Genomic DNA, 18,042 nt, shown 5'->3' on the forward strand with positions numbered 1-18,042 from the left:
TTTTTGCCAGGTCGAGACCAATACGTTTAATATTCATGATGGACACCTCCTCCAGTTAACTGTAGGTACACCTCAGTCTGGCACTTTGATGCCGTAAGGGGGAGGTGTCCATCACATCGGGCTACAGGTTCACAGCCGTCTGCGGACCTGGTAGCCCGGACAAGGCGCGTCAAGCGCCGCCTCCGGGGAACAGCGTGCAACACCGCCTCCGTTTTTTTCCCGGCTCGCGCTGCGCTCAGCCGGGCTACAGGTTCACAGCCGTCTGCGAGCCAGGTAGCCCGGACAAGGCGCGTCAAGCGCCGCCTCCGGGAAATAGCGCGCGGCACTGCCTTTGAAAACAGACAACCGCGCCACACCTGTATAAAATCCCAGCATTACTCGGTGAACCAGGCTATAATCAGGCCTGGTTTTTACTGATGAGAGCACGGCGTGACGCAGCCACGAGAAGGTTTTTTACTGACCCGTCACTGGCGGGATACCCCGCAGGGCACCGAACTGACTTTCTGGCTGGCGACCGATGACGGCCCGCTTGAGGTCACGCTGCCGCCCCAGGAGTCCGTGGCGTTTATCCCTGAATCCCAGCGCGCGCAGGTTGAACGCCTGCTGCAGGGGGAAAACGGCCATCGCCTTGCCCCGCTCAGCCTGAAAGATTTTCATCGCCAGCCGGTTTTTGGCCTTTACTGCCGCGCTCACCGCCAGCTGATGCGGCTGGAAAAAAAGCTGCGCGAAAACGGCGTCACGGTTTATGAAGGCGACGTTCGCCCGCCGGAGCGCTATCTGATGGAGCGCTTTATCACCGCCCCGGTGTGGGTTGAAGGCGAGTCGCGCGGCCAGCAGCTGGTCAACGCCCGGATGAAGCCCAATCCCCACTACCGCCCGCCGCTAAAATGGGTTTCGCTGGATATTGAAACCAGCCGCCACGGCGAGCTCTACTGCATCGGTCTTGAAGGCTGCGGCCAGCGGGTTGTCTATATGCTCGGGCCGGAGCCCGCCTCGCCCCCTGCCGTCAACTTCCAGCTAGAGTACGTCGCCAGCCGCCCGCTGCTGCTGGAAAAGCTTAACGCCTGGTTTGCCGCTCACGACCCGGACGTGCTGATCGGCTGGAACGTGGTGCAGTTCGATTTACGCGTCCTGCAAAAGCACGCCGAGCGCTATCGCATCCCGCTGCTGCTCGGGCGCGGCAACAGCGAACTGGAGTGGCGCGAACACGGTTTTAAGAATGGCGTCTTCTTTGCTCAGGCCAACGGCCGCCTGATTATCGACGGCATTGAGGCGCTGAAATCCGCGTTCTGGAACTTCTCCTCTTTTGCGCTGGAATCGGTCGCCCGCGAGCTGCTCGGCGAGGGCAAAGCCATTGATAATCCCTGGGATCGGATGGATGAAATCGACCGCCGTTTTCACCAGGATAAACCGGCGCTGGCCACCTACAACCTGCAGGACTGCGAGCTGGTCACCCGCATCTTCCATAAAACCGAGATCATGCCGTTTTTGCTGGAGCGCGCGACGGTCAACGGCCTGCCTGCGGATCGCCACGGTGGTTCGGTCGCCGCCTTCAGCCACCTCTATTTTCCACGCATGCACCGGCTCGGCTACGTCGCACCGAACTTCGGAGAAGTGCCGCCGCAGGCCAGCCCTGGCGGCTACGTAATGGATTCACGCCCCGGTCTGTACGACTCTGTGCTGGTGCTGGACTACAAAAGCCTGTACCCGTCGATTATCCGCACCTTCCTGATCGACCCGGTGGGGCTGGTTGAAGGTCTGGCGCAGCCCGATGACGCTCACAGCACCGAAGGCTTTCTCGGCGCGCGCTTCTCGCGAGATAAGCACTGCCTGCCGGGGATTGTCGGGCAGATCTGGCACGGGCGCGACGAAGCCAAGCTGCATAAAAACAAACCGCTGTCGCAGGCGCTGAAGATCATTATGAACGCCTTCTACGGCGTGCTCGGCACCAGCGCCTGCCGCTTTTTCGATCCGCGCCTGGCCTCTTCCATTACCATGCGCGGTCACGCGATTATGCGCCAGACCAAAGCGCTGATTGAATCCCAGGGCTATGACGTTATCTACGGCGATACCGACTCCACCTTCGTGTGGCTCAAGCGGGCCCACAGCGAAGAGGAAGCTGGCGCTATCGGTCGGTCGCTGGTGGCCTTCGTCAACGAATGGTGGGCGACGGAGCTGGGCAAAGAGGGGCTCGCCAGCACCCTGGAGCTGGAGTTTGAAACCCACTTCTGCCGCTTTCTCATGCCTACCATTCGCGGCGCGGATACCGGCAGTAAAAAGCGCTACGCCGGGATGATTCAGGAAGGCAGCGAGCAGCGCATGGTGTTTAAAGGCCTGGAGACGGTACGCACCGACTGGACGCCGCTGGCCCAGCAGTTTCAGCAGGAGCTTTATCTGCGCATTTTCCGCCATCAGCCCTATCGCGACTATGTGCGCGAAACCATTGATAAGCTGATGAACGGCGAGCTTGACGATCGACTGGTCTATCGCAAACGCCTGCGCCGTCCGCTGGCGGAGTATCAGCGCAACGTGCCGCCGCACGTGCGCGCGGCGCGGCTGGCTGATGAGCACAACGTTCGGCTGGGTAGACCGCAGCAGTATCAGCAGCGCGGCAGCATTAAATACGTCTGGACTACCGGCGGGCCGGAACCAGTGGATTATCAGCAGTCGCCGCTGGATTATGAGCACTATCTCTCTAAGCAATTAGAGCCTGTCGCCGAAGGAATACTTCCCTTTGTCGACGACGATTTTGCTACAATAGTGACGGGGCAACTGGGGCTATTTTGATTTTTTCTCACTCGTTCCGTCAGCACAAAAGCCGCAAAATGAAGGGTGAGGAGGACGTGACGAACGTTCCGCCATCCAGTAATATAGCGCCCTTTCCATTCCTGGACCCAATTTTGACGCATCTCCGATTCTCCATGGAGATGATCAACTATTGCCTGCAATTAAAGAACTAAAGAGCCGAACATATATGCCTTTTACACTTGGTCAACGCTGGATTAGCGACACAGAGAGCGAACTGGGATTAGGGACGGTCGTTGCGCTGGACGCGCGCATGGTGACCCTGCTTTTCCCCGCCATCGGCGAAAACCGTCTGTACGCACGCAACGACTCCCCGATCACCCGCGTGATGTTTAACCCGGGCGACACCATCACCAGCCATGAAGGCTGGCAACTCCAGGTTGACGAAGTTAATGAAGAGAACGGCCTGCTGGCCTACACCGGCACCCGACTCGACACCCAGGAAGCCAACGTTACCCTGCGTGAAGTGCTGCTCGACAGCAAGCTGGTTTTCAGCAAACCGCAGGACCGTCTGTTCGCCGGACAGATTGACCGTATGGATCGTTTTGCCCTGCGCTATCGCGCGCGCAAATTCCAGAGCGAACAGTACCGCATGCCGTGGAGCGGCCTGCGCGGTCAGCGCACCAGCCTGATCCCGCATCAGCTGAATATCGCTCATGACGTTGGCCGCCGCCATGCGCCGCGCGTCCTGCTGGCGGACGAAGTGGGTCTGGGTAAAACCATCGAAGCCGGGATGATCCTGCATCAGCAGCTGCTCTCCGGCGCCGCCGAACGCGTACTGATTGTCGTTCCGGAAACCCTGCAGCACCAGTGGCTGGTGGAAATGCTGCGCCGCTTTAACCTGCGCTTCTCGCTGTTTGACGATGAGCGCTATGCCGAAGCGCAGCACGATGCAATTAACCCGTTTGAAACCGAACAGCTGGTGATCTGTTCGCTGGATTTCGTACGCCGCAGCAAGCAGCGTCTGGAACACCTGTGCGAAGCGGAGTGGGATCTGATGGTCGTTGATGAAGCGCACCACCTGGTCTGGAGCGAAGACGCCCCGAGCCGGGAATATCAGGCGATTGAACAGCTGGCCGAATGCGTGCCGGGCATTCTGCTGCTCACCGCGACGCCGGAGCAGCTGGGAATGGAGAGCCATTTCGCCCGTCTGCGCCTGCTCGACCCCAACCGTTTCCACGACTTCGCCCAGTTTGTTGAAGAGCAGCAGAACTACCGTCCGGTTGCCGACGCAGTCGCCCTGCTGCTGGCCGGCAATAAGCTGAACGACGCCGAGCTGAACGCGCTGAGCGATCTGATCGGCGAACAGGATATCGAGCCGTTATTGCAGGCCGCCAACAGCGATCGTGATGATGCCCAGGCCGCTCGTCAGGAGCTGGTGTCAATGCTGATGGACCGCCACGGTACCAGCCGCGTGCTGTTCCGCAATACCCGTAACGGCGTCAAAGGCTTTCCGAAACGCGAGCTGCATACGATTCGTCTGCCGCTGCCGACCCAGTACCAGACGGCCATCAAGGTTTCCGGCATTATGGGTGCCCGCAAAACGGCCGAAGAGCGCGCCCGCGACATGCTCTATCCGGAGCAGATTTATCAGGAATTTGAAGGCGATACCGGTACCTGGTGGAACTTTGACCCGCGCGTTGAATGGCTGATGGGCCATCTCACCAGCCACCGCTCGCAGAAAGTGCTGGTGATCTGCGCTAAAGCGGCCACCGCGCTGCAGCTGGAGCAGGTTCTGCGCGAGCGCGAAGGCATCCGTGCCGCGGTGTTCCACGAAGGGATGTCAATTATCGAACGCGACCGCGCCGCCGCCTGGTTCGCCGAGGAAGATACCGGCGCTCAGGTGCTGCTGTGTTCTGAAATCGGCTCCGAAGGCCGCAACTTCCAGTTCGCCAGCAACCTGGTGATGTTCGACCTGCCGTTCAACCCGGATCTGCTGGAGCAGCGTATCGGTCGTCTTGACCGTATCGGCCAGGCCCACGATATTCAGATCCACGTTCCGTATCTGGAAAGAACCGCCCAGTCGGTGCTGGTGCGCTGGTATCACGAAGGTCTGGACGCGTTCGAGCACACCTGCCCGACCGGCCGTACCGTTTACGACAGCGTGCATAATGAACTGATTAACTATCTCGCCGCGCCGGAAAATACCGACGGCTTCGACGACCTGATCAAAGCCTGCCGCCAGCAGCATGAAGCGCTGAAAGCGCAGCTGGAACAGGGCCGAGATCGTCTGCTGGAGATCCACTCCAACGGCGGAGAAAAAGCCCAGCAGCTTGCGGAAAGCATTGAAGAACAGGATGACGACACCAGCCTGATCGCTTTCTCCATGAACCTGTTCGATATCGTCGGCATCAACCAGGACGACCGTGGTGAAAACCTGATTGTCCTGACCCCCTCCGACCATATGCTGGTACCGGACTTCCCTGGCCTGCCGGAAGATGGCTGCACCATTACCTTTGAGCGTGACGTCGCCCTGTCCCGCGAAGACGCGCAGTTCATCACCTGGGAGCATCCGCTGATTATCAACGGTCTGGATCTGATCCTCTCCGGCGATACCGGCAGCAGCACCATCTCGCTGCTGAAGAACAAAGCGCTGCCGGTAGGTACCCTGCTGCTGGAGCTGATTTACGTCGTTGAGGCCCAGGCGCCGAAGCATCTGCAGCTCAACCGCTTCCTGCCGCCGACGCCGGTGCGCATGCTGCTCGACAAAAACGGCAACAACCTTGCCGGTCAGGTGGAGTTCGAAAGCTTTAACCGTCAGCTGAGCGCGGTAAACCGCCACACTGGCAGCAAGCTGGTCAACGCCGTCCAGCAGGACGTCCACGCCATTTTGCAGCAGGGCGAAGGCCAGGTGGCCAAAGCGGCCCAGGCCCTGATCGACGCCGCGCGTCAAGAAGCCGACGATAAGCTGTCGGCCGAACTGTCGCGCCTTGAAGCGCTGCGCGCCGTTAACCCGAACATCCGCGATGATGAACTGGCGGCTATCGAGAGCAACCGTCAGCAGGTCATGGACGCGCTGGCGCAGGCAGGCTGGCGCCTGGATGCTCTGCGCTTAATCGTGGTCACCCACCAGTAACGGAACGCGAATATGGCGATGGAAAACTACAATCCGCCGCAGGATCCCTGGCTGGTTATCCTCTACCAGGATGAGCACATTATGGTGGTCAACAAGCCAAGCGGCCTGTTGTCCGTACCGGGCCGGCTGGCTGAGCACAAGGACAGCGTGATGACGCGCATTCAGCGCGATTTCCCGCAGGCCGAGTCGGTGCACCGGCTGGATATGGCGACCAGCGGCGTGATTGTGGTAGCCCTGACCAAAGCGGCAGAGCGCGAGCTTAAGCGGCAGTTCCGCGAACGCGAGCCGAAAAAGCAGTACGTCGCCCGCGTCTGGGGGCATCCGGAAAAAGCCGAGGGTCTGGTGGATTTACCGCTGATTTGCGACTGGCCGAACCGGCCAAAGCAGAAGGTGTGTTACGAAACCGGCAAAGCGGCGCAAACCGAGTATGAAGTGCTGGAGTTCGCGACGGACAACACCGCCCGCGTGCGCCTGAAGCCGATTACCGGGCGTTCGCATCAGCTGCGCGTGCATATGCTGGCGCTGGGCCATCCGATTCTTGGCGACCGCTTTTATGCGTCGCCGGAAGCGCTGGCCATGGCGCCGCGTCTGCTGCTGCACGCTGAAACCCTGACCATCACCCATCCGTCATTCGGTAATACGATGACGTTCCGCGCGCCGATCGACTTCTGATCGTTCAAATCTGTCCCGGGTCTTGCCGCCAGCGGCATACCCGGGCAATTCTTCGCTCATCATCGCAGCGGAACACCGGCGTTAGTCGCGGGCAAACCACGCATCAATCATCTGCTCAACGCGGGCGACAACCTCCCCGGTGTCATGACGGCGGCTGCGCGCGCAGGCGTGCGCAGGTTCATCGCACAGCAGGCAGCGGCGCTGGTTTTCCCCCATAGACTGACGGCCAACCAGGCCATCTTTCGGGCAAATAACGTCGATATCCCACAGGCGGCCCAGCGGATGGGTATGCTCAAGATCGGTACAGAAGGCTTTGATTTCACTGGCGGCGTGATCGACGCACCACAGCGCTTCCGGACCGGTCGGCAGCCACAGCACCTGGCGATCCAGCGTCTGCCAGCGGTGTTTCCACAGCATCTGATCGCAGGCCTGCAGCGCTACGCCCATCATATTACGGTAGCGAATGCTGTCTTTCACCGCGCCCGGGGTCACCAGGGTCAGCGAAATCACCGGCCGCTGATAATGGGCTAACCAGTCGGCCTGACGCGCGGCGCGCTGCTCTTTCGCCGCCAGCAGCGCTTCCATGCTTACGCCCTCACGGGCGAGAGTATCCACTGACATTTGTTTCTCTCCTCACTCAATTACAGGCAGCGGACAGGCTGCCGTCGCAGTCGCGAATAATGGCGCTGATTGTATCGCTAAACGATCCCTGTTTTGGAGACGGGGCGCAGATATTTTCTGCGCCATTTAGCACGAAAAAGCAGACTTAGCGGTTATAAAAAAGTTAAATCAGGCCAGAAAGTGACTGAGGAACAGCAGACCCAGCGAAACATTAATCGCGCCGCCGATCCTGGTTGCGATCTGCGCGAACGGCATCAGGTTCATGCGGTTGCCGGAGGTCAGTATCGCCACGTCGCCGGTACCGCCCTGACCGCTCTGGCAGCAGGAGACAATCGCCACGTCAATCGGGTACATGCCAATCTTTTTGCCGACCAGGAAACCGGTCGCCACCAGCGCCGTTACGGTGCTGATAATCACCAGCAAATTGGTTACGGTAAACGCGTTGACCAGCTCCTGCCACGGGGTGATCGCCACGCCGACGGCAAACAGAATCGGATAGGTGACCGCCGTGCGGAAGAACTTATACACCATCTTCGATCCCTCCTGCAGGCGCGGAGAGACGCCGTTCACCAGCTTCAGCAGCACCGCGAGGAACAGCATGCCCACCGGCGCGGGCAGGCCGATGGTCTTCTGCCCCAGCATGCCCAGCATATAGAGCAGCACCGCCAGCAGCGCGCCGGAGGCCAGCGTCGTTACGTCCATTTTGCCCTCGACGGGCGTTTCGCGATGCGTCTCGTTGCGGCGGTTCGGCATCAGCTGTCCCTCACCGGTCAAATGCGGAAAACGCTTGCCCAGCTGATTTAAACAGCCGGAGATAACAATCGCCGTCAGGCTGCCCAGCATCACCATCGGCAGCACGCGCCCAAGCGCCACGCCCTGATCCATATGCATCAGCGCGGCGTAGCCAATCGACAGCGGGATCGCTCCCTCGCCGACGCCGCCGGCCATGATCGGCAGGACGATAAAGAAGAATACCTGGAACGGCTCCAGCCCCAGCGCGGTACCGACGCCGACGCCAACGACCATGCCGACGATTTCTCCGCACAGCATCGGGAAGAAAATCCGCAGAAAGCCCTGAATCAGCGTGGTGCGGTTCATGCTCATAATGCTGCCGACGATAATGCAGCAGATATAAAGATAAAGAATGTTGGTCGACTTATAGAATTTGGTGGTCGATTCCACCACCACCTCCGGCAGCAGGCCGTAATGAACCAGCGCAGAAGGAATAAAAGTCGCGCAGATGGCCGCTGCGCCAAGCTTACCCAGAACCGGCAGGCGTTTGCCGAATTCACCGCAGGCAAAGCCGAAAAAGGCCAGCGTCGCCACCATCACGACGATATCGCTCGGCAGCTTGCCGCCTAAACAGTCCAGGGCAATCAGGCCGCCGGCCAGCAGAAAGAGCGGCAGCGGGATAATACCGACTTTCCAGTTATCGAGGATATGCCACCAGCGCTGCTTAAGCGGCGCTTTCGGGGTATTGATAGGGTCGATGGTTGCAGAGAATGCATTGTCTGTGGTGCTCATAATTAAGCCCTCTGGTTATTATTATTTTTCAGGTTAGAGGGCCATGCGCAGAGTTAATGTGAGGATCGGCAGATTAAAAAAGAAGTTTTAATGGTCACTATGGTTTTTATGGTTTCTATTATTATTGTGAAACCGCTCTGATTTATGGTCGTGGTTTTTAAGGTTTTTAAATCCAGCGCCTGATTAACCTTGATAAATTCCGCGCCAGCAGATAATTGTGGTTTCCGGACGCCTGCGAAGGGGGTCACCGTTTTCCCTCAGCCACGATGTCGGTATGGCCAAAGATGATACAGTGCCGCATCCCTGATACGGTGCAATAGAATTATGAAGGTTTCATTTCAATTTAAGCTGTTCATTTCACTGGTCGCTTTTTTCTCAGTGCTTTTCGCGCTGCTGGGCGTGTATTACTATTTTGACGCCAGCCGTCAGCTCTATCAGGAAATGAGCGCCCGCGCGAAAATACAGGCGCAAGAAATTGCCCTGATGCCGGATTTACGCCAACAGGTCGCGCGTGAAGACGCGCTGGCGATAAAACCTTTTATGCAAAATATCGCCGCCCACAGCGACGCCAGCTTTATTGTCATTGGCGACAGGCGAGGCGTGCATCTGTTTCATTCGGTCCACCCGGAATGGGTCGGCACGCGGCTGGTTGGCGGCGATAACCAGCCGGTGCTGGAGGGGAAAAGCGCCACCACCATCCGCAAAGGGGGACTGGGGATTTCCCTGCGCAGCAAAGCGCCGATTTTCGACGATGCGGGCCGGGTCATCGGTATTGTTTCCGTCGGCTACCTCACCAGCTATCTCGACAGCATCACGCTGGAAAAAGTCATCAATATCTTTGTCGCCGCGGTGCTGCTGTTGATTGCGCTGTTTATCTTCTCCTGGTACTTCACCCGCAGCATTAAGAAGCAAATTTTCTCGCTGGAGCCGCGGGAAATCGGCCTGCTGGTGCGCCAGCAAAAGGCGATGATGGAGTCGATATACGAAGGGGTGATCGTAATTGACCATCACCGGCGTATCGAAGTGATAAATCATGCCGCCCGCAGCCTGCTCGGACTGAGCCAGCCGGCGCATCAGCTGCGCGGTAAGTCTATCGATAGCGTCATTACGCCGCAGCCGTTTTTCGCCAGCGGGGAGATGCTCGAAAACGATACCCACGACGAGCTGTGCCGCTTTAATCAGCTGACCGTTCTCGCCAGCCGGGTGCGTATCCTGCTGGAGAGTGAACTGCAGGGCTGGGTGATCACTTTCCGCGACCGCGATGAAATCAACTCGCTGAGCGCCCAGCTCAGCCAGGTGAAGCGCTACGTTGATAATCTGCGCATCATGCGCCATGAACAGCTGAACCGTATGACCACCCTTTCCGGCCTGCTGCATATGGGCCACTATGATGAGGCGATTCGCTACATTCAGGCGCAGTCGGAGCATGCCCAGGAGCTGCTGGACTTTATCTCATCGCACTTTAATTCGCCGACGCTGTGCGGTCTGCTGCTGGGCAAAGCCGCCCGCGCGCGGGAAAAAGGGGTTGAACTGAGCTTTGACCCGGCCTGCCGCATTGACCGTCCGCTGCCGTCATTGATGGAGTCCGAGCTTATCTCTATCATCGGTAATCTGCTGGATAACGCTATTGAGGCTACCCAGCGCGCCGAACTGCCGCACGAACCGGTCGAGATTCTGATTCAGCTCAACGCCCGGGAATTAATGATTGAAGTCGCCGACCGCGGCGTCGGTATTCGTCCGGAGATCCGCGAGCATATTTTTGAGCGCGGCGTCACCACCAAAACCCGCGGCGATCACGGTATTGGCCTGTATCTTATTGAGCGCTACGTTACCCAGGCCGGCGGCACAATTGAAGTGGCCGACAACGCCCCGCGCGGCGCGATTTTTACGCTGTTTATCCCCGCCAGCGGGCCAGCCCATCCGCAAGAAGAGACGCACTATGCATCATGACCTGGTCGATGTTCTGATCATCGAAGATGAAAGCGAACTGGCGCGGCTGCACGCCGAGCTTATTCAAAAACACCCGCGCATGCGGCTGGCAGGCACGGCGGCCTCCCTCGCCCAGGCGCGGCAGAGACTCAACGCCAGGCCGCCCCAGCTGGTGTTGCTGGATAATTATCTGCCGGACGGCAAAGGGGTCACGCTGATGAACGACCCGATCATGGCCCAGGCTAACTGCTCGGTGATCTTTATCACCGCCGCCAGCGATATGGAAACCTGTAGTCTGGCAATCCGCAACGGCGCCTTCGACTACATTCTTAAGCCGGTGTCATGGAAGCGCCTGAGCCAGTCCCTTGAACGGTTTGTGCAGTTCTACGATCAGCAGCGCGAGTGGAAGATTGTCGACCAGCAGAACGTGGATTCGCTGTATCAGCTACAGGCCAAAAACTATCGTGCCGATAGCGGCAGTAAAGGGATTGAAGAAAAAACGCTGGCGCTGGTGCAAAATCTGTTTACCGGCGATCAAGAACGCTGCTTTTCGGTCGATGACGTGGTGAGCGAGGCTGGATTGAGCAAAACCACTGCTCGTCGCTATCTGGAGCACTGCGTGGAAATCGGCTTTCTGGAGGTGGAAATGCTGTACGGCAAGATTGGCCATCCGCGGCGTATGTACCGCCGCGCCGCCAGCCCATCGTGACGCCTCCCCCGCCCGGGAGAGGCCGGTCGTTCAGAAGCCGCGCTGTTCTTTGATCAGCTCCCAGGCTTTCTGGATCTCCTGCGCTTTCTGCTTAGCCATCTCCATCATTTCCGGCGGTAGCCCTTTCGCCACCAGCTTATCCGGATGGTGCTCGCTCATCAGCTTACGATAGGCGCGCTTGACGGTGGCGGCATCATCAGTCGGTTTTACCCCCAGCACATTGCAGGCATCTTCCAGAGTGGGTCCGCGCTGCGCCTGCTGCCAGCCGGCGTTGCCGCCGCGCTGGCCGTAAGATTGCTGCTGCGACCCGCCGCCGAACTGCGCCCCGCCCTGCATCATGCGCAGGAACTGCTCAAACTGAGCGCGGGAGATGCCCAGCTCATCGGCAATCACAAACAGCACTTCACGCTCGTTGGGATGCAGATCGCCATCGGCAAAAGCCGCCTGCAGCTGAATTTCCAGAAACATCCGAATTAAATCAAAGCGGCCAAAACAGACGCTGCGCAGCTGGCGCATTTTCTCACGCAGCGGATAGTCATCTGATTTCCCTACCCGAAACGCGTGCTGTGCCGCCGTCCGCGCTTCGCCATGAAGATTCATGCGATCCATCAGCAAATTGGCGACGTGGATATCGGCTTCGGTGACGCGCCCTTTTGATTTGGTCAGGTGCCCCATCACTTCAAACGTCGTCGAGAAGAACAGCGACTGGCGCTCCTGCTGGTTGGCAAAGACGTTCAGCCGGCGGCTGCGCGCGCGGTCAAACATATGCCCGATTAAAAAGCCCAGTACCACGCCCCAAAAGCCGCCGCCCATCATCAACGCAACCGCAACGCCAATTATTTTACCCAAATACTGCATAGACTCCCCAATCTCTCTGCCGCCAGTTAAGCTATATCTGACCGCACGTTACAAAGCGTTTACGCCTCGGTCAATTGTGGGACATAGCCTATAATTTGCTTTATCATACTCGTCATTCTACACGGTGCCTAACGCTCGGGCTCGAAACGGGCAGGATTAACACTAGCGCGATTTAGACGAGTAAGTTAGGCTCTGACCGTTTGCAAGCCGCTGCCACACGATGACGGAACAACAAATACAACGTATGAAAAAACGTATTCCCAGCCTCCTGGCCACCATGATCGCCAGCGCCTTGTATAGCCAACAGGGCCTCGCTGCCGATCTCGCCACGCAGTGTATGCTTGGCGTCCCAAGCTACAATCGTCCTTTGGTCGAAGGGAAACCCAACGACCTGCCGGTGACGATCGATGCCGATCATGCGAAAGGCAACTACCCTGATAACGCCGTATTTACCGGCAACGTCGATATTAATCAGGGAAACAGCCGGCTGCAGGCCGATGAGGTCCAGCTCCACCAGCAGCAGGCGGAAGGCCAGCCGCAGCCGGTGCGGACGGTTGATGCCCTCGGCAACGTGCACTATGACGATAATCAGGTGATCCTCAAAGGGCCGAAGGCCTGGTCGAATCTCAACACCAAAGATACCAACGTCTGGCAGGGCGATTACCAAATGGTAGGCCGTCAGGGGCGCGGTACCGCTGATCTGATGAAGCAGCGCGGCGAAAACCGCTACACCATTCTGGAAAACGGCAGCTTTACCTCCTGTCTGCCGGGCTCTGACACCTGGAGCGTGGTCGGCAGCGAAGTTATCCACGACCGCGAAGAGCAGGTGGCTGAGATCTGGAACGCGCGCTTTAAGCTCGGTTCGGTGCCGATTTTTTATAGTCCCTACCTGCAGCTGCCGGTGGGCGATAAGCGCCGTTCAGGTTTTCTGATCCCCAACGCTAAATACAGCACCAAAAACGGCGCGGAGTTCTATCTCCCTTACTACTGGAATATCGCGCCTAACTTTGACGCCACCCTGACCCCGCACTATATGAGCAAGCGCGGCGGCGTGATGTGGGAAAACGAATTCCGCTATCTGACCAAAGCAGGGACCGGTTTATTTGAGTTCGACTACCTGCCGTCGGATAAAATTTATCATGACGATCATTCGAACGACAGCAACAGCCGCCGCTGGCTGTTCTACTGGAACCATTCAGGCGTCGTAGACCAGGTGTGGCGTTTCAACGCCGACTACACCAAAGTCAGCGACCCGGACTACTTTAACGATTTCAGCTCCAAATACGGTTCCAGTACCGATGGCTATGCCACGCAGAAACTCAGCGCCGGCTACGCGAATCAGAATTTCGATGCCACCGTATCGACCAAGCAGTTCCAGGTCTTTGACCGCGACTCAAGCAATGCCTATTCCGCCGAGCCGCAGCTGGACGTGAACTACTACCAGAACGACGTCGGCCCGTTTGATACGCATCTTTATGGCCAGGCGGTGCATTTTGTTAACTCGAACAGCAAAATGCCGGAAGCAACGCGTCTTCACCTTGAGCCAACCATCAACCTGCCGCTGTCTAACGGCTGGGGAAGCATCAATACTGAGGCAAAACTGCTGGCCACCCATTACCAGCAAAGCAACCTTGATAGCTACAACGCGGCCAACGGCACTGACTATAAAGACTCCGTTAACCGCGTCATGCCGCAGTTTAAAGTCGACGGCAAAATGGTTTTCGAGCGCGATATGCAAGAGAACTATACCCAGACGCTTGAACCGCGCATGCAGTATCTGTATATCCCGTATCGTGACCAGAGCAAGATCGGCAGCTACGACTCAACGCTGTTGCAATCAGACTACAGCGGCCTGTTCCGCGACCGCACCTACAGCGGTCTGGACCGTATTGCGTCCGCCAACCAGGTCTCCACCGGCATCACATCTCGCGTTTATGATGCCGCCGCAGTTGAACGTTTTAATATTTCCGTTGGTCAAATCTACTATTTCACCGAAGCACGTACCGGTGACGACAACATCAACTGGGAGAACAACGACACGCGAGGTTCACTGGTATGGGCCGGGGATACCTACTGGCGCATTACCGACGACTGGGGTTTACGCGGGGGAATTCAGTACGATACGCGTCTGGATAACGTCGCGACCAGCAGCGGAACCGTGGAATACCGTCGCGACGAAAACCGTTTAGTACAACTTAACTATCGTTATGCAAGTCCGGAATACATTCAGGCGACTCTGCCTTCGTATTCCACCGCTAAGCAGTATAAAGATGGTATTTCGCAGGTGGGAATGACCGCCAGCTGGCCAATCGTCGATCGTTGGGCAGTCGTCGGCGCGTATTACTACGATACGAATACCAGAAAGTCAGCGAACCAGATGTTAGGGGTGCAGTATAGCTCCTGCTGCTACGCTATCCGCGTTGGCTATGAACGTAAGATCAACGGCTGGGATAACAGCAGCAGCGAAAGCAAATACGACAATACCTTCGGCTTTAACATTGAGCTGCGCGGCCTGAGCTCCAATTACGGTCTCGGCACCCAGCAGATGCTGCGTTCGAACATTTTACCGTACCAGAGCTCCCTGTGATGTGGCTGGTTTAAACGTAATCCGCAATTGCGGTTAATTGAAATGGAAAAAGTATGAAGAACTGGAAAACGCTGCTTCTCGGTATCGCCATGATCGCGAATACCAGTTTCGCTGCCCCACAGGTTGTCGATAAAGTAGCGGCTGTCGTCAATAATGGCGTTGTTCTGGAAAGCGACGTCGATGGCTTGATGCAATCGGTAAAACTTAACGCCGGCCAGGCCGGGCAGCAGCTGCCGGATGACGCCACCCTGCGTCATCAGATCCTTGAGCGTCTGATCATGGACCAGATTGTCCTGCAGATGGGTCAGAAAATGGGCGTGAAGATCTCTGACGATCAGCTGGACCAGGCTATCGCCAACATCGCCAAACAGAACAACATGACCATGGATCAGATGCGCAGCCGTCTGGCCTATGACGGTATTAACTACAACACCTATCGTAATCAGATCCGCAAAGAGATGCTGATTTCGGAAGTGCGTAACAACGAAGTACGTCGCCGTATTACCGTTCTGCCGCAGGAAGTTGAAACCCTGGCGAAGCAGATTGGCGATCAGAACGACGCCAGCACCGAACTCAACCTCAGCCACATTCTGATCCCGCTGCCGGAAAACCCCACTTCCGAGCAGGTGGCAGAAGCTCAGGACCAGGCCAACTCGGTGGTTCAGCAGGCGCGCAGCGGCGCGGATTTCGGCAAACTGGCGATCACCTACTCAGCCGACCAGCAGGCGCTGAAAGGCGGCCAGATGGGCTGGGGTCGTATTCAGGAACTGCCGGGCATCTTCGCCCAGGCGCTGAGCACGGCTAAGAAAGGCGATATCGTTGGTCCGGTACGTTCCGGCGTTGGCTTCCATATCCTGAAAATCAACGATATGCGCGGCGGCAGCCAGAATATCTCCGTGACTGAAGTTCACGCCCGCCACATCCTGCTGAAACCGTCGCCGATCATGAATGACAATCAGGCCCGGGCAAAGCTGGAGCAAATTGCGGCTGACATTAAGAGCGGCAAAACCACGTTTGCTAAAGCGGCAAAAGAGTTCTCTGAAGATCCGGGTTCGGCAAACCAGGGCGGTGATTTAGGCTGGGCAACGCCGGATATCTTCGATCCGGCCTTCCGCGACGCTATTCTGCGCCTCAATAAAGGCCAGACCAGCGCACCGGTTCACTCATCCTTCGGCTGGCACCTGATTGAGCTGCTGGATACCCGCAACGTCGACAGAACCGACGCCGCGCAGAAAGATCGCGCTTACCGCATGCTGATGAACCGTAAATTCTCTGAAGAAGCGGCTACCTGGATGCAGGAACAGCGCGCCAGCGCCTACGTTAAGGTACTGAGCAACTAATCGCATTAGCCTCATACACAACATCACTCAGGGTGTATCGAGGCGGCTCGGCGAATCGCCCTGGTCTCTGACTGGGGCGGCGAAGCGCAGCCAGTAAGAGAACGCCTGAAGGATGAAGTGTATGAATCGAGTTGTTATCACTCCCGGCGAACCTGCCGGGATTGGCCCCGACCTCGTTGTGCAGCTTGCACAGCGCGACTGGCCGGTCGAGCTGGTGATTTGCGCCGATGGCGCTCTGTTATCCGACCGGGCAAGCCTGCTCGGTCTTCCTTTATCGCTTCTGCCTTATGACCCTACCGTTCCCGCTACGCCGCAGCGCGCAGGCACCCTGACGCTTCTTCCCGTCGCTCTCAATGCGCCGGTTGAGCCAGGCGTGCTCAACGTCAGCAACGGCAGCTATGTGGTGGAAACGCTGGCCCGCGCCTGTGATGGCTGTCTGAACGGCGAATTCGCCGCGCTGATTACCGGGCCGGTGCACAAGGGCATTATCAACGATGCGGGGATCGCCTTCACCGGTCATACCGAGTTCTTTGAAGAGCGCTCGCAGGCCAGTAAAGTGGTGATGATGCTGGCGACCGAAGCGCTGCGCGTGGCGCTGGTGACCACTCACCTGCCGCTTAAAGCAATAAGCGATGCGATTACCCCCGAGCTGCTGCGGGAAATCATCACCATTCTGCATCACGATCTGCGCACCAAATTTGGCATCAATAACCCGCACGTGCTGGTTTGCGGCCTGAACCCGCACGCGGGCGAAGGCGGCCATATGGGCACGGAAGAGATTGATACCATTATTCCGGTGCTGGAAGAGATGCGCGCGAAGGGGATGAATCTCAGCGGCCCGCTGCCGGCAGATACCCTGTTTCAGCCGAAATATCTCGACCATGCCGATGCGGTACTCGCGATGTATCACGATCAGGGCCTGCCCGTGCTAAAATACCAGGGCTTTGGCCGCGGCGTGAATATTACGCTCGGTTTACCATTTATTCGCACTTCCGTTGACCACGGCACCGCGCTTGAACTTGCGGGCCAGGGGAAAGCGGAAGTCGGCAGTTTTATCACGGCGCTTAATCTCGCCATTAAAATGATTGTTAATACTCAATGAATAATCGAGTCCATCAGGGCCACTTAGCCCGTAAACGCTTCGGGCAAAACTTTCTCAACGATCGGTTTGTGATCGACAGCATTGTCTCGGCCATCAATCCACAGAAAGGCCAGGCGATTGTTGAAATCGGCCCCGGCCTCGCCGCGCTGACCGAACCGGTCGGTGAACGCCTCGACCAGCTCACCGTTATCGAGCTGGACCGCGACCTGGCCGCTCGTCTGCAAACGCATCCGTTCCTCGGACCAAAGCTGACGATTTATCAGCAGGATGCGATGACCATGAACTTCGGCGAGCTGTCGCAGAACATGGGCCAACCGCTGCGCGTATTCGGCAACCTGCCGTACAACATCTCGACCCCGCTGATGTTCCATCTGTTCAGCTATACTGATGCCATTGCCGATATGCACTTTATGCTGCAAAAAGAGGTGGTCAATCGTCTGGTTGCCGGGCCGAACAGTAAGGCGTATGGTCGACTAAGCGTCATGGCGCAGTACTACTGCCAGATTATCCCGGTGCTTGAAGTTCCGCCGAGCGCCTTTACGCCGCCGCCTAAAGTTGATTCCGCCGTGGTGCGCCTGGTGCCTTACCGCACGCTGCCGCATCCCGTTAAAGATGTGCGCGTGCTGAGCCGCATCACGACAGAAGCCTTTAACCAGCGTCGGAAAACGATCCGCAACAGTCTGGGCAATCTGTTCAGCGTTGAAGTTCTGACCGAGCTGGGCATCGACCCGGCGAAGCGCGCAGAGAATATTTCCGTGGCGCAGTACTGTCAGCTAGCTAACTGGTTATCTGAGAACGCGCCCACCAAGGAGAGCTAAC

The 18,042-nt window shown here is 57.7% G+C and carries 12 protein-coding genes; 9 read left to right on the top strand and 3 right to left on the bottom strand.

Annotated elements, in window-relative coordinates; all coding sequences use genetic code 11:
- Positions 1 to 429 precede the first annotated feature (429 nt).
- From polB to rluA, 3 genes are all read left to right on the top strand, one after another.
- Positions 430 to 2,787 (top strand): DNA polymerase II, encoded by a 2,358-nt coding sequence (gene polB / locus ACSIPU_RS28535; RefSeq protein ID WP_017145009.1) that lies wholly within the window; start codon positions 430 to 432, stop codon positions 2,785 to 2,787.
- 187 nt (positions 2,788 to 2,974) lie between these two features.
- Positions 2,975 to 5,881, top strand: coding sequence for an RNA polymerase-associated protein RapA (gene rapA, locus ACSIPU_RS28540; RefSeq protein WP_004108196.1), 2,907 nt, complete (start codon positions 2,975 to 2,977; stop codon positions 5,879 to 5,881).
- Between the two features lie 12 nt (positions 5,882 to 5,893).
- Complete coding sequence (rluA, locus tag ACSIPU_RS28545) at positions 5,894 to 6,553, top strand: bifunctional tRNA pseudouridine(32) synthase/23S rRNA pseudouridine(746) synthase RluA (protein WP_004108199.1); 660 nt, start codon at positions 5,894 to 5,896, stop codon at positions 6,551 to 6,553.
- Between the two features lie 81 nt (positions 6,554 to 6,634).
- On the opposite strand, the gene citX is transcribed toward rluA, so the two are convergent.
- On the bottom strand, positions 6,635 to 7,174 hold the full coding sequence (gene citX / locus ACSIPU_RS28550; RefSeq protein WP_017145010.1) for a citrate lyase holo-[acyl-carrier protein] synthase: 540 nt from the start codon (positions 7,172 to 7,174) through the stop codon (positions 6,635 to 6,637).
- A gap of 168 nt (positions 7,175 to 7,342) precedes the next feature.
- Complete coding sequence (locus tag ACSIPU_RS28555) at positions 7,343 to 8,698, bottom strand: 2-hydroxycarboxylate transporter family protein (RefSeq protein ID WP_070555817.1); 1,356 nt, start codon at positions 8,696 to 8,698, stop codon at positions 7,343 to 7,345.
- 324 nt (positions 8,699 to 9,022) lie between these two features.
- Here ACSIPU_RS28555 and ACSIPU_RS28560 point away from each other — a divergent pair, with 324 nt between their 5' ends.
- Positions 9,023 to 10,648, top strand: coding sequence for an ATP-binding protein (locus ACSIPU_RS28560; RefSeq protein ID WP_004108206.1), 1,626 nt, complete (start codon positions 9,023 to 9,025; stop codon positions 10,646 to 10,648).
- Positions 10,638 to 11,336, top strand: a complete 699-nt coding sequence (locus tag ACSIPU_RS28565) for a response regulator (protein ID WP_004108208.1) — start codon at positions 10,638 to 10,640, stop codon at positions 11,334 to 11,336. The genes ACSIPU_RS28560 and ACSIPU_RS28565 overlap by 11 nt, the downstream gene beginning before the upstream one ends.
- Positions 11,337 to 11,366: 30 nt before the next feature.
- On the opposite strand, the gene djlA is transcribed toward ACSIPU_RS28565, so the two are convergent.
- Positions 11,367 to 12,194 (bottom strand): co-chaperone DjlA, encoded by an 828-nt coding sequence (djlA, locus tag ACSIPU_RS28570; protein WP_004108210.1) that lies wholly within the window; start codon positions 12,192 to 12,194, stop codon positions 11,367 to 11,369.
- Positions 12,195 to 12,438: 244 nt separating this feature from the next.
- Here djlA and lptD point away from each other — a divergent pair, with 244 nt between their 5' ends.
- The 4 genes from lptD (at position 12,439) to rsmA (ending at position 18,041) form a co-directional block, all read left to right on the top strand.
- Positions 12,439 to 14,781 (top strand): LPS assembly protein LptD, encoded by a 2,343-nt coding sequence (gene lptD, locus ACSIPU_RS28575; protein WP_024273722.1) that lies wholly within the window; start codon positions 12,439 to 12,441, stop codon positions 14,779 to 14,781.
- Positions 14,782 to 14,834: 53 nt separating this feature from the next.
- Positions 14,835 to 16,121: a peptidylprolyl isomerase SurA gene (gene surA, locus ACSIPU_RS28580; protein WP_004108221.1), complete on the top strand. Its 1,287-nt coding sequence runs from the start codon at positions 14,835 to 14,837 to the stop codon at positions 16,119 to 16,121.
- 112 nt (positions 16,122 to 16,233) lie between these two features.
- Positions 16,234 to 17,223, top strand: a complete 990-nt coding sequence (gene pdxA, locus ACSIPU_RS28585; protein ID WP_024273721.1) for a 4-hydroxythreonine-4-phosphate dehydrogenase PdxA — start codon at positions 16,234 to 16,236, stop codon at positions 17,221 to 17,223.
- Positions 17,220 to 18,041, top strand: a complete 822-nt coding sequence (gene rsmA / locus ACSIPU_RS28590; RefSeq protein ID WP_004108225.1) for a 16S rRNA (adenine(1518)-N(6)/adenine(1519)-N(6))-dimethyltransferase RsmA — start codon at positions 17,220 to 17,222, stop codon at positions 18,039 to 18,041. Before pdxA ends, rsmA begins: the two co-directional genes overlap by 4 nt.
- Position 18,042: the final 1 nt, after the last annotated feature.

Origin of the sequence: Klebsiella sp. HN106, from assembly GCF_051209435.1 — a bacterium.
Lineage (GTDB): Bacteria > Pseudomonadota > Gammaproteobacteria > Enterobacterales > Enterobacteriaceae > Klebsiella > Klebsiella oxytoca.